Source organism: Vibrio tetraodonis, assembly GCF_003350295.1.
GTDB lineage: Bacteria > Pseudomonadota > Gammaproteobacteria > Enterobacterales > Vibrionaceae > Vibrio > Vibrio tetraodonis.
On record NZ_QLYY01000020.1, the window covers coordinates 86,795 to 103,240 of the forward strand.

Genomic DNA, 16,446 nt, shown 5'->3' on the forward strand with positions numbered 1-16,446 from the left:
GATGAATCTTGAAGGCAAGGTTGCTTTGGTGACAGGTGCGAGCCGTGGTATTGGTCGTGCTATCGCCGAGCTTCTGGCTGAAAGGGGAGCGACAGTGATTGGTACTGCAACTTCTGAAAATGGAGCGGCTGCTATCAGTGACTATTTGGCAGATAAAGGCAAAGGCCTAGCCCTGAATGTGACCAATGTCGAATCAATTGAAGCAACTCTAAAAAATATCAATGATGAGTTTGGTGCCGTCGATATTTTGGTGAACAATGCTGGTATCACTCGCGATAACTTGCTGATGCGTATGAAAGATGACGAGTGGAATGACATCATTGATACCAACTTAACGCCAATTTACCGCATGTCAAAAGCAGTGCTTCGTGGCATGATGAAAAAGCGCTCCGGTCGTATCATTAATGTCGGCTCGGTTGTCGGTACAATGGGTAATGCAGGACAAGCTAATTATGCAGCTGCTAAAGCTGGCGTGATAGGCTTTACTAAGTCCATGGCACGTGAGGTTGCATCTCGTGGTGTGACTGTAAATACGGTTGCTCCAGGCTTTATTGAAACCGATATGACGAAAGCGCTTAACGACGAGCAAAGAGCTACAACTTTATCAAATGTTCCTGCCGGTCGTCTTGGAGATCCCAAAGAAATTGCGTCAGCAGTCGTTTTCCTTGCATCTCCAGAAGCTGCGTATATTACGGGCGAAACTTTGCACGTTAATGGCGGCATGTATATGGTTTGATGCTAAGCTGAACGAATTTGGTTATTTACTGTAGGAAAATAGCCTATAGTTTGTGATGTGTCGCATCTATGTGCGCAAGATTTGTGCATGATATAAGTCAAAAATGTATTGAATTTCGGTAAAAATCGCGAAATTTGTGGTTTGACCAGCAAGTACCCCCTTGCAACTTTCAATAGTTCGAATAAACTACGGAACCATCGCATTGAGCGAAATCTGTAAAGGAAAAGAAAAATGAGCAACATCGAAGAACGCGTAAAGAAAATCATTGTTGAACAGCTAGGTGTAGACGAAGCAGAAGTAAAAAATGAAGCTTCTTTCGTTGACGATCTAGGTGCTGATTCTCTAGACACTGTTGAACTAGTAATGGCTCTAGAAGAAGAATTTGACACTGAGATTCCAGATGAAGAAGCTGAGAAGATCACAACTGTTCAAGCTGCAATCGACTACGTAAACAGCGCTCAGTAATATCTCTCCCAGGCGGCCTTCTGGCCGCCTGTGTTCTTTTTAACTCTTCTATACCTTTCATAGAATCATATCAATTCCGGAGAATAAAATCGTGTCCAAGCGTCGTGTTGTTGTCACTGGCATGGGTATGTTGTCACCGGTCGGCAACACAGTAGAATCATCGTGGAAAGCCCTGCTAGAAGGTCAGAGTGGTATCGTTAATATCGAGCACTTTGATACAGAAAACTTTTCAACTCGCTTTGCGGGGTTAGTGAAAGGTTTTGACTGCACAGAATACATGTCAAAGAAAGATGCCCGTAAGATGGATTTGTTTATCCAATACGGCATTGCCGCTGGTATTCAAGCTCTTGATGACTCAGGCCTAGAAATTAATCATGACAACGCAGCTCGCGTTGGTGTGGCTATAGGTTCAGGTATCGGTGGGCTTGACCTTATCGAAGCGGGTCATACCGCTCTGGTCGAAAAAGGGCCGCGAAAAGTCAGTCCTTTCTTTGTCCCGTCAACCATAGTTAATATGGTTGCTGGAAACCTATCGATCATGCGTGGCCTTCGTGGTCCTAATATCGCTATTTCAACAGCATGCACCACTGGTCTTCACAACATCGGCCATGCTGCTCGTATGATTGCTTACGGTGATGCTGATGCTATGGTCGCCGGTGGAGCAGAAAAAGCTTCAACACCGCTGGGTATGGCAGGGTTTGGTGCTGCTAAAGCGCTATCTACTCGCAACGAAGAGCCCGAGAAAGCATCACGTCCTTGGGATAAAGAGCGTGATGGTTTTGTTTTAGGCGACGGTGCCGGTGTGATCGTGCTTGAAGAATATGAACATGCAAAAGCTCGAGGTGCCAAAATTTATGCTGAGCTTGTTGGTTTCGGTATGTCTGGTGATGCCTACCATATGACGTCTCCAAGCGAAGACGGCTCTGGTGGTGCTTTAGCGATGGAAGCGGCAATGCGTGACGCTGGCATCACAGGTACTCAAGTTGGCTATGTCAACGCTCATGGCACTTCTACACCAGCGGGTGATGTGGCAGAAGCGAAAGGCATTCGCCGCGCGCTAGGCGAAGAAGGCATAAAAAAAGTGAAAGTGTCTTCTACAAAGTCTATGACAGGTCATCTTTTAGGTGCCGCAGGTTCTGTTGAAGCCATTATTACTATTATGGCTTTAGTTGATCAAATAGTGCCGCCTACGATTAACCTAGATGACTGTGAAGAGGGGCTAGAGGATATTGACCTTGTCCCACATACTGCTAAGCCAATCAGTTCAGATTATGCGATTTGTAACTCATTCGGTTTTGGTGGAACAAACGGTTCTTTGGTCTTTAAAAAAATCTAAAGAGTCTGAGAGTAATTTGTGATAAAACGGCTTAATGCGCAGGCATTAGGCCGTTTCTTTATCTATGGAAGAATATATGTACTGGGTAAATGGACGAGAAGCAGAGACGATCTCTTTGCATGACCGCTCTTTTCAATATGGTGATGGTTGTTTTACCACCATGTTGGTTCAAGGAGAGCAGGTACAGTATTGGGATAGGCACAAAGAAAGGATGCAGTCATGTATGGAGTTGCTTGGTATTTCCCTGCCAAATTGGCATCAAGYAGAAGACTGGATACGAGATGCCAGTACTGGGAAAGCTGAAGCTGGAATTAAACTTCATATCAGCCGTGGCGAAGGCGGTCGTGGGTATAGTCCCAACAAAGTTAAGGGCCCCAATGTAATTATCAGCACTTTTGATTTTCCTACTCACTATACAAAGTGGATGACTGAGGGAGTAAAATTAGGTGTGTGTTCCCAGCGCCTTGGTCATAACCCTATGCTCGCAGGTCACAAGCATAACAATCGGCTTGAACAAGTACTACTCAAGTCTGAAATGGATAGCAAAGGTTTTTCTGATGGAATCGTGCTTGATATTAAAGCTAATGTCATAGAAACCACAATGGCTAATGTTTTTTGGGTTAACCAAGGTGTTGTTTATACGCCAGATCTTACCAACGCTGGCGTAAAAGGAGTGATGCAACGTGTTATCATTGACTCAGCGGCTAAGAAAGGCATAGAGGTGAGTGTAGGGGACTATTCACTTAAAGAGTTGTATGCAGCGGAGGAAGTCTTTATTTCGAACTCTCTTCTTCGTATAGCACCTGTCAAAGCTGTTGGTCCGCAATCCTATGCAAAAGGCTCAGTGACAAAGACTATTCAGGAGATGATTAACCAGTGGTAAAAAGAATCACCTTATTGTTGTTAAGTGTTGTAGTACTGGCAGGTGCTGGTTATGCCTACTTAACAAAGTATATGGAACAATATGTCAACCAAGCACTCATATTGGATCAAGAGCAAATATATACAATTGAGCCAGGTACGAGCTTTAACCAAGTATTATCTGGGCTGACAAAAGAGCAACTGATCGAATCTGATAAACTCACTCCCTTGGTACACCGATTTTACCCGCAAATGGCTGAGATCAAAGCGGGCACTTATCTTCTGATACCGGAAATGACGCTAAAGCAAGCTCTGGAGCTGTTTAACACGGGTAAAGAGCACCAGTTTGCCATCACCTTTGTCGAAGGTTCGACATTTTCTGAATGGCTCGACTCTTTGCAGCAAGCTCCGCACCTTGACCATAAAGCTCAAGGCATGACAGAGGCTCAAATTGCGCAGAATATAGGTGTAAAACAGAATAAACTGGAAGGCTTGCTGCTAGCAGAAACCTATCATTACACTGTGGGTACTTCTGATCTCGATATATTAAAGCGGGCAGCCAACAAACTGCAAAAAGTACTGGACGAACAATGGCCTTTACGTCAGAAAAACCTTCCACTTGATTCACCTTATGAAGCCTTAATCTTAGCTTCAATTATCGAGAAAGAAACCGCAGTAGAATCAGAGCGAGAACGAGTGGCTGCCGTGTTCGTTAATCGACTTAATAAGCGAATGCGATTACAAACCGATCCGACCGTGATTTATGGTATGGGGGACAAGTACGATGGTAATATTCGCAAGAAAGATCTGCGAACGCCAACTCCGTACAACACCTATACTATTTTTGGTCTGCCACCTACGCCAATCGCTATGCCGGGGAAAGCATCCATTAAAGCTGCACTTAACCCAGAAGCGAGTCGCTATCTTTATTTTGTCGCGAGTGGTAATGGTGGGCATGTATTTTCTAAAACATTGGCCGAACATAACCGAGCCGTTCGTGCTTATTTAAAACAGTTAAGAAGTAATAAATGAACAAAGCTAAATTCATAGTTGTCGAAGGTCTAGAAGGCGCAGGAAAAAGTACAGCGATTAAGACAGTACTTGAGACACTTGAGAATGCAGGAATAAAGAACATTCAATCAACACGAGAGCCAGGTGGTACAGCATTAGCAGAACAACTGCGCACTTTGGTCAAACAAGACCATGAAGGCGAATCACTTCAAGATATGACTGAACTTTTGCTTATGTATGCTGCTCGTGTTCAGTTAGTTGAAAATGTGATTAAGCCTGCCTTGGCTTGTGGTGATTGGGTGGTTGGTGACAGACATGATATGTCTTCTCAAGCCTATCAAGGTGGAGGACGACAGCTTTCACATAAGATACTGCAAGATCTTAAGCAAACAACGCTGGGTGACTTTAAACCCGATTTGACCATTTATCTTGATATTGACCCCAAGCTTGGTCTCTCTAGAGCGAGAGGCCGAGGTGAGCTAGATCGGATTGAAAAGATGGACATGAGTTTCTTCGAGCGCACAAGAGAGCGTTATCTCGAATTAGCTTCTAGTGATGACAAGGTAGTCACCATCAATGCGAATCAAAGCATTGATGCTGTTGCCAGTGATATACAAAGTCAACTTAGAAAATGGTTAAAACGGCATCAATGATATCCACGTACCCATGGTTAAGTAGCCTTTGGAAGGAATGGCAGTCTAGCCTAGAGCAGGACACCTTTCCCAATGCGGTTTTGCTGAGTTCTCATCTAGGTTTGGCTACTGAAGCGTTGATCTCGTCATTTGCTCAAGCTTTGATGTGTAGCAACTATGCTAGTGAAGCGTGCGGTATTTGTCATAGTTGCCAATTAATGCAGGCAAGCAACCACCCCGACTATCATCTTATTAAGCCGGAGAAAAGTGCTAAATCAATCAGTGTGGACCAAATTCGAGGTTGTAATCGATTAGCGCAGGAATCATCTCAGCTATCTGGAAAGCGTATCTTTATCATCGAACCAGCCGAGGCAATGACAGAATCTGCCGCAAATGCGCTTTTAAAGACTCTTGAAGAGCCCTCGGGTACCTGTATGTTCTTACTTATCTCGTATCAGCCACACCGGTTGCTGCCGACGGTGAGTAGCCGATGTCAAAGGTGGCAAGTGACTAAACCTTCGGCGCACCAAGTCGCTGATTGGTTGAGTGATAAAGTGTCAGTGAATATCCCTCCTCATATCGCACATGTCAACGGTAATGCGCCCACCACTATTCAGTTATTTTTGGATAAAGGACAAGAAGCGCTTTATCAGCAAATAGAATTAGGTCTATTGGATGTGCTTAAGAATCGTGGTGATATGATCGCTTTGGCCAAGCAACTCGCTAGCTCTCACGAAGAGTCTTTGAATTGGATGTGGTACATACTCACTGACGCACAGAAGCTTCATTTTGGACTCGATGCACCATACTTTTCCCCCATTGCAAAAGAGCTTATACACTACTTGAGCTATGAGAAGCTCTTTCAACAAACAGAAAATTTGAGCAATTTAACAGAGCAACTTAGAGAATACTCAGGGCTTAATAGTGAATTACTAATTCTGGATTGGTTAATCAAGTTTAACGAGGAAGTATGTTCATAGATTCTCACTGTCACCTAGATAAATTGGATTACAGTAACCTGCATTCAGGGATTGATGAGGTAATTGAAAAGGCAAAAGCATCGAATGTCACTGACATTCTCTCAGTAGGGGTAACCTTGGATGCCTTTCCTCATATGATGGAATTAATTCAACCTTTTGATAATGTCTATGCTTCATGCGGTATCCACCCCCTTGATGTTGGGAGTGAATTTTCATTAGAGCGTCTTTATACATTTGCATCGCATTCTAGAGTCGTCGCAATTGGTGAAACTGGTCTTGATTATCACTACCAAGCTGAAACTAAGAATTTGCAAAAGCTACGCTTCGAGCAACATGTGGAACTGGCGGTAGAGATAGATAAGCCACTAATCATCCATACTCGGCAAGCGAGACAAGATACTTTGGATATTTTGCGAGCGGGTAACGCAGAAAAATGCCAAGGTGTGATTCACTGTTTTACTGAAGATTTAGCTTTTGCCAAAGCAGCGTTAGATTTGGGCTTTTATATTTCAATCTCAGGTATTGTCACCTTCAAACAGGCTACCGAATTGAAAGAGGTTGTCAAAGCGCTTCCGTTGGAGTGTTTATTAATAGAGACGGACTCCCCGTATCTAGCGCCGGTCCCTCATCGCGGAAAACAAAATCAACCAGCTTACGTTGCGGAAGTGGCTTCTTATATAGCTCAGCTAAAAGGAGTGTCAGTCGCTGAAGTTGGACTTAAAACCAGCAAAAACTTCCGAAATCTTTTTTTTCGTCAAAAAAATAGTTGTGAGTAAAAAAAGACCGAAAGATCACTTTTCTATGCTAAACGTCACGATAATGAGAAATATCACGCTTGTTTACTAAAAGCGTTGAACTTGTGGGGTTAACATGGGTTAAATGTAATTTTGTTACGTGAAATAACAAGGTGCATGATTTTATTTTTACTGTAAAATTAATGTTATCACTATTTAATTTATTATATTTCAATGCTTTATGATATTGTTTGTAGTAAATCCCCCCTTTTTAGACTGTGATCTATCTATTAGTTTGAAACTTATTTTCGTAAGCGGCTAGAAAGTTTGTTTACCATCAATATATATTTAGAGCCGGAAAATATACTGTCATATGTGGTTACATTTTCCACGGGTGCTAACATTTAAGGCTGCGGGGGTGTGCCGTTAGAACCCAAGAATTCTTATAATTTTTCAGGAGCATATATATGTTTAAGAATCTTTTTGCTAACCTGCAAAAAGTGGGTAAGGCTCTGATGCTTCCAGTATCAGTTTTACCTGTTGCAGGTATCCTGCTTGGGGTTGGTGCAGCCAATCTAAGCTTTATTCCAGAGATTGTTTCGAATCTTATGGCACAAGCGGGTGGCTCTGTATTTGGCCAGATGGCATTATTATTTGCAGTCGGTGTTGCACTTGGCTTTACCAATAACGATGGCGTTGCGGGTCTAGCGGCTATTGTTGGTTATGGCATTATGACAGCTACACTAGGAGCGCTTGCTCAGTTAGATGTAGAATCTGCCAAAGCAGCGGCACTTGCAGCTGGAAACGTGTTAGATGACAAAGCAATTGGTTTGATTTCAAAACGTTATGAAACTGGCGTTCTTGGCGGTATCTTAGTTGGTGGTATTGCAGCTTGGTCCTTTAATCGTTTCTTTAAAATTCAGCTTCCAGAATATCTGGGCTTCTTTGCTGGCAAGCGTGCCGTTCCAATTATTACGGGCTTCCTAGCTATTGCACTAGCACTTATTCTGTCAGTGATCTGGCCACCTGTCGCTGCTGTTATGCAGTCATTCTCCGATTGGTCAGCACACCAAAACCCACAGGTAGCTTTTGGTATTTATGGCATCGTAGAGCGTTCTTTAATCCCATTTGGTTTGCATCACGTTTGGAACGTACCTTTCTTCTTTGAAGCTGGATCTTGTGTAAATGCAGCTGGTGAACCTCAAACTGGTGTTCTTACCTGTTACTTGGTGGCTGATGATGCATCTCGTATTGCTGGTAATGGTTTTGGACAGCTGGCTGGTGGTTACATGTTTAAGATGTTTGGTCTACCCGCTGCAGCCATTGCTATTGCTCATTCTGCTAAACCAGAGAACCGAGCAAAGGTTATGGGTATTATGGCATCAGCGGCATTGACGTCATTCCTGACAGGTATCACTGAGCCAATTGAGTTCTCATTCCTATTTGTTGCTCCAGTCTTATATGGTATCCACGCTTTGCTAGCGGGTTCAGCCTACGTTGTAGCAAACACTCTTGGTTTTGTGCACGGTACGTCTTTCTCACATGGTCTAATCGATTTCCTTGTTCTTTCAGGTAATGCTCAGAAAGTTGGCCTGATGGTAGCAACAGGTATTGTTTATGCGGTTATCTACTACGTTGTATTCCGTGTTGTGATCAAGGCATTGGATCTGAAGACTCCAGGACGTGAAGAAGAGTCACTCGAAGAAGCGGTAACATCTGGCTCTGAACTTGCTGGTGAGCTTGTTGCAGCCTTTGGTGGTAAAGCTAACATCACAGGCTTAGATGCATGTATAACTCGCTTACGTGTTGCAGTAGCAGACGCAGAAGCAGTCGATCAAGACAAACTAAAACAGCTTGGCGCAGCCGGTGTTGTTGTGGTTGCTGGTGGTGTTCAAGCAATATTTGGCACTAAGTCAGATAACCTTAAAACAGAAATGGATGAGTGGATCCGTAACAACGGCTAATTCCCATAAATCTAGCTAGAGAAAGGAGGCATGAGCCTCCTTTTTTTGTGGACTCAGCTTGATAAAAACTATCAGATTTATCACTTACCCTAACTTTGACCTGACATACAGTTGCTTCTTATCTGTAGATTTGAACGCTGTTTTATTAGGTTAGAGTACAGAGTAATGAAGATACATAATTTAGCCAGAGCCGCTTTGTTCGGCTCTATTTTAGTTACAAGTGCGACGGTGCTAGCTGAAGATGAAAGCGGTCATCAGTGGTCGGCAGGCATGGCATTCGATCAAGACTTGAGTGCAGTTGTTGAATTGGATGATAAGTATCGCCTTACTTTAGGTAATGATGGTGCTGCTTTCGATTACATATTTGCTAGGGGAAAATTTGATGCGGATGTACCTTTTACCTGGTATGTTGGTGCGGGGGCTTGGAGTGAGTGGGACCATGATGAGTTTGGAGCTCGAGTTCCTCTTGGTGTGAACTGGAATTTCCATAAAAACTGGGACATGTACGGACAAGTCCATCCAGAACTCGACTTACATGGTGGCGCAGAATTACAGATTGGTGGAGCACTTGGCGTTAAGTATACATTCTAGCTCATCCGAAAATGCCGACATAGCTATGTCGGCATTTTTAATTAGAAAGGAACTTATGACTCTTTCTTATTCATTGCTCTTATCATACAAATGGCGGCGCCACCCCAAGTAAGCCCTAGTCCCAACACCATCATAATAATTGCTCCAGTTGTCATAGAGATTCCTCTTGTTTATTTGTCGCATTAATTAAAACACCAATAACAAATAGCGCTGCTATCATTGCCCAGCCTAAAGTTAGATCATAGTCACCATAACCTTCGGTAAATAGTGTGTGTAGCTTGGTTGCTAGGATAATGGCGAGCATTATTGGGGTTATGAACTTAAGACAGACGATAAACCAAGTCCCGATTGAAAAATCCGAGATATCATTGGCGTATTGACGTACATCAGCCACCCTATTTAAAATCCATGCCATCAATACAATTTCCACTAATCCACCAGCCATAATTCCAACATTGTTGGCAAAATGGTCAACCAGATCAAGAAGGAGCAACCCGCCATTGGTTGCAAAAGCCATCGATACAATGACGCCAGTGCCTATGACTATTGTTGCGGCTTTTTTTCGGCTCCAGTTCAACTTGTCCATTATGGCGGAGGTCACGGCTTCCATAATTGAAATATGCGAGCTCAGTCCAGCGACAACAAGAGCAAAGAAAAACAAAGGCCCTAGGATATAAGGTGCAGGTAGTAGATTGATTGCGGCGGGTAGAGTGACAAATGCCAGACCAACCCCTGCTGAAACGACATCAGTAAGAGGCTTTCCTTGCTCGAAAGCCATGTAGCCCAGCACTGAAAAGATCATAATACTGGCTAAAATTGAGAATCCACAGTTGATGAGGACAGTCATAAAGGCATTATTGGTAATATCTGATTTCTCAGGCAAGTAACTGGAGTAGGCGAGCATGATGGCAAACCCGATACTCAGGGTGAAAAATATCTGCCCGTAAGCCGCTGCCCAAACCTTTACGTCCCATATCTTACTGAAGTCAGGCTCGAACATGTAGTTTATGCCGTTGAGTGCCCCTGGTAGAAAAACCATTCGAGCGATAAGCAGCACAACCATAATAAAGAGGATTGGCATCATAATTTTTGAGGCGCGTTCTATACCAGATTTCACGCCCCCAACAATAGCCGCATATGTAATAGCCCAAGCAATTCCCATAGCGGCGGCTATTTTCCATTGGATGCTACCTAAGTTAGTTGGAGAGTTGTCACCCAGTGCTAAGTACTCTTTAAAAAAGAAAGCATTAGTGTCGCTTCCCCAGCTTTGATCAAAAGACATACTAAAATAAGAAATAGCCCAACCAATGACGGCTACGTAGTACACGGCTATAACTGCGGCAACCCCTACTTGAAACCATCCGAGCCATTCAAACTTAGAGTGAATTTTAGCAAGGGTTCGAGGTGCACTGCCTCGGTATTTTTGCCCCATACTGAACTCGAGTATCATGAAGGGGATGCCTGCTGTGATCATGGCAAAAAGGTAGGGTATAAAAAAAGCACCACCACCGTTATCATAAGCCATGTATGGGAAACGCCATATGTTTCCCAACCCGATCGCCGACCCAACCGCGGCTAAAATAAAGCCAGCTCGGGATCCCCACTGTTCTCTTTTCATATATAGGACTCCTGTAAATCCAATATCCCATAGATAAAGCGACGCAAATGATGCGTTAGCTGAACGTTAGCTTGCCGCACCCAGTACATAAAAGTGGATATGCCTTTATAGATGGCATTTATAATAAAAACTCACTTCTAATAAATAACAATAAAGCCATTTGTACTGTTAAAGTCACCTTATGCTAGGTTTTTATGCTTTTTTTTGGATGTGTGTTTATCAAAACTGAAATAATCAGCTTTATGTAATAAAAAGATTAACTACTAAAATGACTTAACGCAATAGTATAGATGTGTAAAAAGTAATTTAAGATCTTGCAGTTAAATTAAAATAGGTAAGTGAGTATGAAAATTGAGCGTAGTATGTGATATACGATAGGTTAGAGCTGGCAGTTACCAATACAAACCTCGGAAGTCACCATTATGAAAAGGATAGTTTGACCTCAGCTGAAACCCTTATGGAGATTTGCTAAGGTCAGAAATTCCAAGTAAGCCCCAAATTGGCAGCAAACTGATTCATCCAATCTGTTTTGAATTTAATAATACAGTTATCGGATTCTGAAGCAGATAAGTTACATATACCACTGGTATCGTTATCAACCACGGTCCCCAGCCAGCGCAGCTGAGTATTTAGAGCTAAGTTATCGTGAAAACGGTACTCAAACCCGCCGAAAATACTGGCTGAGAATCCCAACTCATCGTCAACCCAATCCGCGTCTATATACGACGCACCTAATCCAATACCCAAATAAAATGAGACTTCTTCTTCTGTCGGGTAGTAGACGCTACTTTGAAATTGGAGATAGTGTATGTTTGATTCTAAGTTGATATCGTCGACGTTTGTGCCTTGATTAGAGTAGAAAAGCCCAATTCTTCCGTCTTGTAAGTCAATCTCTCCGGTAATGGCATAACTGGCTGAGCCTTCCAAGTCATAAATCATCTCATTTTGGGCAATGACTTTTCCACCTCCTGTGTATCCTATCCAAGGAGTTAGATAGACATCAGCCCAAACGGAAGTCGACAATAAGGTAATTATTATGTGAAGAAAATATTTAATCTTGTTGCTCATAATAGCAGTCCCTTGGAACAAGACATTTTTGTAATTGTGATACTAACATCATAATTACGCACAAAAAAAAGGGAATATTTGAAGATACTTCACAAGGGTGTTATTACTTTGTTACATAACAAGGAGGTGCTTTATGGAACTTGAGTTAAAGTATGCGATAGCCATCACAGTAATCGTACTTACTATACTTATTGGTTTTGGTGTAGTAGCCATTACGTCCGTTTAGGCCTGCTGATGAGCAATAGCGGCATTGTAACGGGTGCGACTATTGAATTAGACCTTATTCGCCTTGCCAAGTATACAGGGGGAAAAAATGCGCTTGTGGCTCAAGGTGGGGGGCAACGCGGCATCTTTACTTCCGGCGTGCTTGACGCTTTTCTTCTCTCTAATTTCGACCCCTTTGATGTTTTTTATGGCACTTCTGCTGGAGCGCTTAACCTGTGCGGCTTTCTTTGTCGCCAGAAGGGAATAGGACGCGCGTTCATTCTGGATCTCACCACTGATCCTATGTTTTTTAATCTCTTTCGTTACATCAGGCGCAAGCAGCATCTAGGAATAGATTGGGCTGTAGATAAAATAAGTGACTATCCATACAAGTTAGACATAGATATGGGTAGAAAAGTACTTGCAGACAGAAAAGCTTTTGCGGCGGTGACCGATACCAGCCGTTTATTCGACCATTACTTGCCCATGTTGCAAGAAGACTGGCGAAAGGTGATGATTGCGACTTGCGCGATTCCTAGATTGTATAACCAAGCGGTTGAGTTTGATCATGGCGTGTATGTTGATGGGGGGGTATCGGCATCCATTCCGGTTCAAGAGGCTTGGCGTAAAGAGGCTCGTTGCATCATTGTAATAAGAACAGAAGGAGAGGACTTAGAAACTGAAGTTGAAGAAGAAATGCGCAATGAAAAAACGCAATGGTATCGGGGCTCTTTCAATCTTGTACAAGAAAGATGGCAGCAAAAGTTATCAAGCTGGAAGCAAGATTGGGCAAGTTTTTTCACAGAGCATTTGCAGCGTTCTAAAGAAGAAAAGCTCAGGCATGTTCACCTTGAAGCTCTTAATGGTGGGCGGTGGTTGTTTGGTGCTGAAGATATTTACCGCTTAAGTTACTTATTAGGAGAGAAGTTTGACTCCGGACTCGCAGATATGCTGATGGTTCATTACCAGACTTATTCTTTGACACAAGATTTTCTCCATAACCCTCCTGATGATTGTTTCATCGTACAGATAAAACCCGCAAGGCCGCTTTTGTCGAGCTCCTTGATGAGTGAAAGAGAGGCTTTGTTACATGACTACCAAATGGGGCTTGACGCTGGATTCCGGTTTGTTGAAATGTATGCTTCTGTATCTACCAGAATAACTTCTCATTTTCACCATAGTTAACTATGCAGTGTGCACAAGCGCATTATGCGGACAGTATTCGCATACAATTGGTTGAACCCACTACGTCCATGACGTCTCCAAGAGTAATTATTACAAGGTCTCCATCATGGAGTAGGCCCTTATCTTTTAAGCGCTGAACCGCATCTTTGGCGGTAGACAAACCTGAATCACTTGTTGAATCAAAATAAACGGGTGTCACCCCTCGATATAGGGCGGCTTGATTCAGTGTGCTTTCGTTACGCGATAGTGCAAAGATAGGTAATCCTGAACTGAGCCTTGACATCATAAGAGCAGTCCAACCTGACTCTGTAAGCGTTACTATTCCCTTAACTCCCTTTAAGTGGTTGGCTGCAAACATGGTCGTCATCGCAATGGTTTCGACGCATGTTTCAAAGACAGTATCCATTCTGTATGTCGAGCGGTTGATGGCCGACATTTTTTCAGCGCCTAGGCAAACCTCAGCCATTGAACGAACTGTTTCAAGAGGGTATTTTCCTGCTGCAGTTTCGCCTGATAACATGACGGCATCGGTTCCATCTAGTACTGCATTTGCCACATCCATAACTTCTGCTCGTGTTGGCATTGGGTTTTCTATCATGGATTCCATCATTTGTGTTGCTGTAATGACGGCTCGATTAAGGCTTCGTGCTCGGCGTATGAGCTGCTTTTGCACGCCAACTAGCTCTGGGTCGCCTATTTCGACTCCCAAGTCTCCACGCGCAACCATAACAGCGTCTGAAGCGAGAATAATATCATCGATGTTTTCTTCGTTTTCTACGGTCTCTGCACGCTCTACTTTGGCGACAAGTTTTGCTTCAAGACCAGCATCAAGTGCAAGACGCCGAGCATATTTCATGTCTTCACCATTTCTTGGGAAGGAAATGGCCAAAAAGTCCACTTTGATCTTAGCGGCAGTTTTAATGTCATTTTTGTCTTTTTCTGTTAATGCATCAGCGGATAGACCCCCGCCTTTTTTGTTAATACCTTTATTATTTGATAATGGTCCGCCGACAATGACCTCTGTAACCACTTGGTTGCCCGATACTTTGGTAACCTCCAGCTGTACACGACCATCATCGAGTAGCAAGATATCACCTGTAGATACATCTCTTGGAAGCTCCTTGTAATCTAGTCCTACGGCGTTTTGATTCCCTTGGCCTTGCGGTAAGTCACTATCAAGTACAAAAGTGTCGCCAACAGAAAGATGGATTTTGTTGTCCTTAAAGGTAGAAACACGTATTTTGGGGCCTTGCAGGTCACCCAATATTGCTACATGAGTACCATATTTTGCGGCAATACTACGTATTTGTGTTGCTCGTTCGACATGCTCCTCAGCTGAGCCATGAGAAAAGTTTATTCTAACGACATTCGCACCAGCTTTTATGATTTCTTCTAACATGCCTTCTTTGTCTGTTGAAGGACCTAGTGTAGTGACTATTTTCGTTCTTCTTTGAATGCAGGTCATGGCATCATCCTTGATCACAATGAGAGTGAAGTGGCTTTTCGACGCAAGCCTTATTTGAGTATATGCAAAATACTGAATTGTGGGAGATATAGATAATTAAGTGTGCACATATTTATTAATGCAAAAAAATATAGTGTCAAATGTCGGATTTGTTTAGCAATTTGATGAAACGCTCAAACAATCATCTTTATACGTGATGGCTGTCACGGCAATTTAGTAAAGTCCTTCACAATTACTTCGCAAAGTAAAAAAATTGCGATGTTGTTGATATTCGGAGCATCCTATGTACATGGCTCAACCAGGTCATATTGACCACATTAAGCAGGTCAATGCTGGCCGTGTATATAAACTTATCGATCAAAAAGGTCCTATCTCCCGAATTGATTTGTCCAAAGAGAGTGAGCTAGCCCCTGCCAGCATTACCAAAATAACTCGTGAATTGATTGAAGCGCACTTGGTTCATGAAACGACGGTTCAAGAAGCGATCAGTCGAGGCCGACCAGCTGTTGGTCTGCAGGTCAATAACAAGGACTGGCAATTTCTTTCCATGCGCCTTGGTCGTGGTTATCTCACCATCGCTTTGCACGAGCTTGGTGGTGAGGTGCTCATCGATACTAAGATTGATATTCATGAGATTGACCAAGAGGATGTTTTAGCTCGGTTATTACATGAAATTGATGAGTTTTTTCAGAGCTACGCTGAGCAGCTTGGTCGCGTAACCAGCATAGCCTTAACTTTACCCGGCTTGGTCAATTCAGAAAAAGGCATTGTCATGCAAATGCCTCACTACAATGTTGAAAATTTGGCTCTGGGCCCTGAAATATTTAAAGCCACAGGTTTGCCAGTTTTCGTTGCCAATGACACTCGTGCTTGGGCTTTAGCCGAGAAGTTATTTGGTCATTCTCAGGATAATGATAATTCTGTACTTATTTCGATTCATCATGGCCTCGGAGCGGGTATTATTCTCGATGGCCGTGTTCTGCTGGGGCGTCATGGAAATATAGGCGAGCTGGGTCACATTCAAATTGATCCCCACGGTAAGCCTTGTCATTGTGGTAATCGAGGGTGTTTAGAGACAGTGGCGAGCTCTCAAGCTATTCGAGATGAGGTGACCGAGAGGCTTGCTAAAGGTGAGACTTCGATACTCTCAAGCATTGATGAAGTTTCTATTGAAGACATTTGTGAAGCTGCCGCTAATGGTGACGCTTTAGCTGTTGAGGTGATAGAAAAACTTGGTCGTTATCTGGGAACTGCAATATCGATAGTGATTAATTTGTTTAATCCAGAGAAGATATTGATTGGCGGAGCAATCAATCAGGCTAAAAGCATTTTATACCCAGCGATTCAAAGCTGCATAGAGGAGCAAAGCCTGCCTGTCTATCAGCAAGGTCTACAGGTTGTAGAATCTCGTTTTTACAAGCAAGCAACAATGCCAGGCGCCGCTTTAATCAAACAAGCCCTTTATGATGGTTTATTATTAATGAAAGTTATTGAAGGTTAGCTTTTGTTATTATGGGTATTTATCCCTTTTTTGCGAACATATAGTGTTTTAGTTGCACAGGTTTATTTTGGTTTAGGCCAGCTTTAGTCTATTTT

Annotated in this window: 17 protein-coding genes; 13 read left to right on the plus strand and 4 right to left on the minus strand. The window is 43.0% G+C overall.

Annotated features, from left to right (window positions below; genetic code table 11):
• Position 1 precedes the first annotated feature (1 nt).
• The 10 genes from fabG to DPF90_RS15615 all read left to right on the plus strand — a co-directional run bounded on the left by fabG (position 2) and on the right by DPF90_RS15615 (position 9,310).
• Positions 2-736, plus strand: a complete 735-nt coding sequence (fabG, locus tag DPF90_RS15570) for a 3-oxoacyl-ACP reductase FabG (protein ID WP_162814051.1) — start codon at positions 2-4, stop codon at positions 734-736.
• A 231-nt stretch (positions 737-967) separates the two neighbouring features.
• On the plus strand, positions 968-1,201 hold the full coding sequence (acpP, locus tag DPF90_RS15575) for an acyl carrier protein (RefSeq protein WP_004406112.1): 234 nt from the start codon (positions 968-970) through the stop codon (positions 1,199-1,201).
• A gap of 91 nt (positions 1,202-1,292) precedes the next feature.
• Positions 1,293-2,537: a beta-ketoacyl-ACP synthase II gene (gene fabF, locus DPF90_RS15580; RefSeq protein ID WP_114787258.1), complete on the plus strand. Its 1,245-nt coding sequence runs from the start codon at positions 1,293-1,295 to the stop codon at positions 2,535-2,537.
• Positions 2,538-2,613: 76 nt separating this feature from the next.
• Positions 2,614-3,420: an aminodeoxychorismate lyase gene (gene pabC, locus DPF90_RS15585; protein WP_114787259.1), complete on the plus strand. Its 807-nt coding sequence runs from the start codon at positions 2,614-2,616 to the stop codon at positions 3,418-3,420.
• Positions 3,414-4,430, plus strand: coding sequence for an endolytic transglycosylase MltG (gene mltG / locus DPF90_RS15590; RefSeq protein WP_114787260.1), 1,017 nt, complete (start codon positions 3,414-3,416; stop codon positions 4,428-4,430). Before pabC ends, mltG begins: the two co-directional genes overlap by 7 nt.
• Positions 4,427-5,062, plus strand: a complete 636-nt coding sequence (tmk, locus tag DPF90_RS15595) for a dTMP kinase (RefSeq protein WP_114787261.1) — start codon at positions 4,427-4,429, stop codon at positions 5,060-5,062. Before mltG ends, tmk begins: the two co-directional genes overlap by 4 nt.
• Complete coding sequence (gene holB, locus DPF90_RS15600) at positions 5,059-6,021, plus strand: DNA polymerase III subunit delta' (protein WP_114787262.1); 963 nt, start codon at positions 5,059-5,061, stop codon at positions 6,019-6,021. The genes tmk and holB overlap by 4 nt, the downstream gene beginning before the upstream one ends.
• Positions 6,012-6,797, plus strand: coding sequence for a TatD family hydrolase (locus tag DPF90_RS15605; RefSeq protein WP_114787263.1), 786 nt, complete (start codon positions 6,012-6,014; stop codon positions 6,795-6,797). Before holB ends, DPF90_RS15605 begins: the two co-directional genes overlap by 10 nt.
• A 425-nt stretch (positions 6,798-7,222) precedes the next feature.
• Positions 7,223-8,719 (plus strand): PTS glucose transporter subunit IIBC, encoded by a 1,497-nt coding sequence (gene ptsG, locus DPF90_RS15610; protein WP_114787264.1) that lies wholly within the window; start codon positions 7,223-7,225, stop codon positions 8,717-8,719.
• Positions 8,720-8,884: 165 nt separating this feature from the next.
• A complete protein-coding gene (locus DPF90_RS15615) occupies positions 8,885-9,310 on the plus strand; it encodes a hypothetical protein (RefSeq protein ID WP_114787265.1) in 426 nt (141 codons plus the stop codon).
• Positions 9,311-9,363: 53 nt separating this feature from the next.
• Here DPF90_RS15615 and DPF90_RS15620 read toward each other — a convergent pair whose 3' ends face one another.
• From DPF90_RS15620 to DPF90_RS15630, 3 genes are all read right to left on the minus strand, one after another.
• Complete coding sequence (locus DPF90_RS15620; protein WP_114787266.1) at positions 9,364-9,465, minus strand: MetS family NSS transporter small subunit; 102 nt, start codon at positions 9,463-9,465, stop codon at positions 9,364-9,366.
• On the minus strand, positions 9,462-10,928 hold the full coding sequence (locus DPF90_RS15625; protein ID WP_114787267.1) for a sodium-dependent transporter: 1,467 nt from the start codon (positions 10,926-10,928) through the stop codon (positions 9,462-9,464). Before DPF90_RS15625 ends, DPF90_RS15620 begins: the two co-directional genes overlap by 4 nt.
• A gap of 474 nt (positions 10,929-11,402) precedes the next feature.
• Positions 11,403-11,996, minus strand: a complete 594-nt coding sequence (locus DPF90_RS15630; RefSeq protein WP_114787268.1) for an outer membrane protein — start codon at positions 11,994-11,996, stop codon at positions 11,403-11,405.
• A gap of 133 nt (positions 11,997-12,129) precedes the next feature.
• Between DPF90_RS15630 and cydH the strand changes: the two genes are divergently transcribed.
• Both cydH and DPF90_RS15640 read left to right on the plus strand, forming a co-directional pair.
• Complete coding sequence (gene cydH / locus DPF90_RS15635; RefSeq protein WP_114787269.1) at positions 12,130-12,222, plus strand: cytochrome bd-I oxidase subunit CydH; 93 nt, start codon at positions 12,130-12,132, stop codon at positions 12,220-12,222.
• An 8-nt stretch (positions 12,223-12,230) separates the two neighbouring features.
• On the plus strand, positions 12,231-13,385 hold the full coding sequence (locus DPF90_RS15640) for a patatin-like phospholipase family protein (RefSeq protein WP_114787270.1): 1,155 nt from the start codon (positions 12,231-12,233) through the stop codon (positions 13,383-13,385).
• A 22-nt stretch (positions 13,386-13,407) separates the two neighbouring features.
• On the opposite strand, the gene pyk is transcribed toward DPF90_RS15640, so the two are convergent.
• On the minus strand, positions 13,408-14,850 hold the full coding sequence (gene pyk, locus DPF90_RS15645; RefSeq protein ID WP_114787271.1) for a pyruvate kinase: 1,443 nt from the start codon (positions 14,848-14,850) through the stop codon (positions 13,408-13,410).
• 283 nt (positions 14,851-15,133) lie between these two features.
• On the opposite strand from pyk, the gene mlc reads away from it, so the two are divergent.
• Positions 15,134-16,351, plus strand: a complete 1,218-nt coding sequence (mlc, locus tag DPF90_RS15650) for a sugar metabolism global transcriptional regulator Mlc (RefSeq protein ID WP_114787272.1) — start codon at positions 15,134-15,136, stop codon at positions 16,349-16,351.
• The last annotated feature ends 95 nt before the right edge of the window (positions 16,352-16,446 follow it).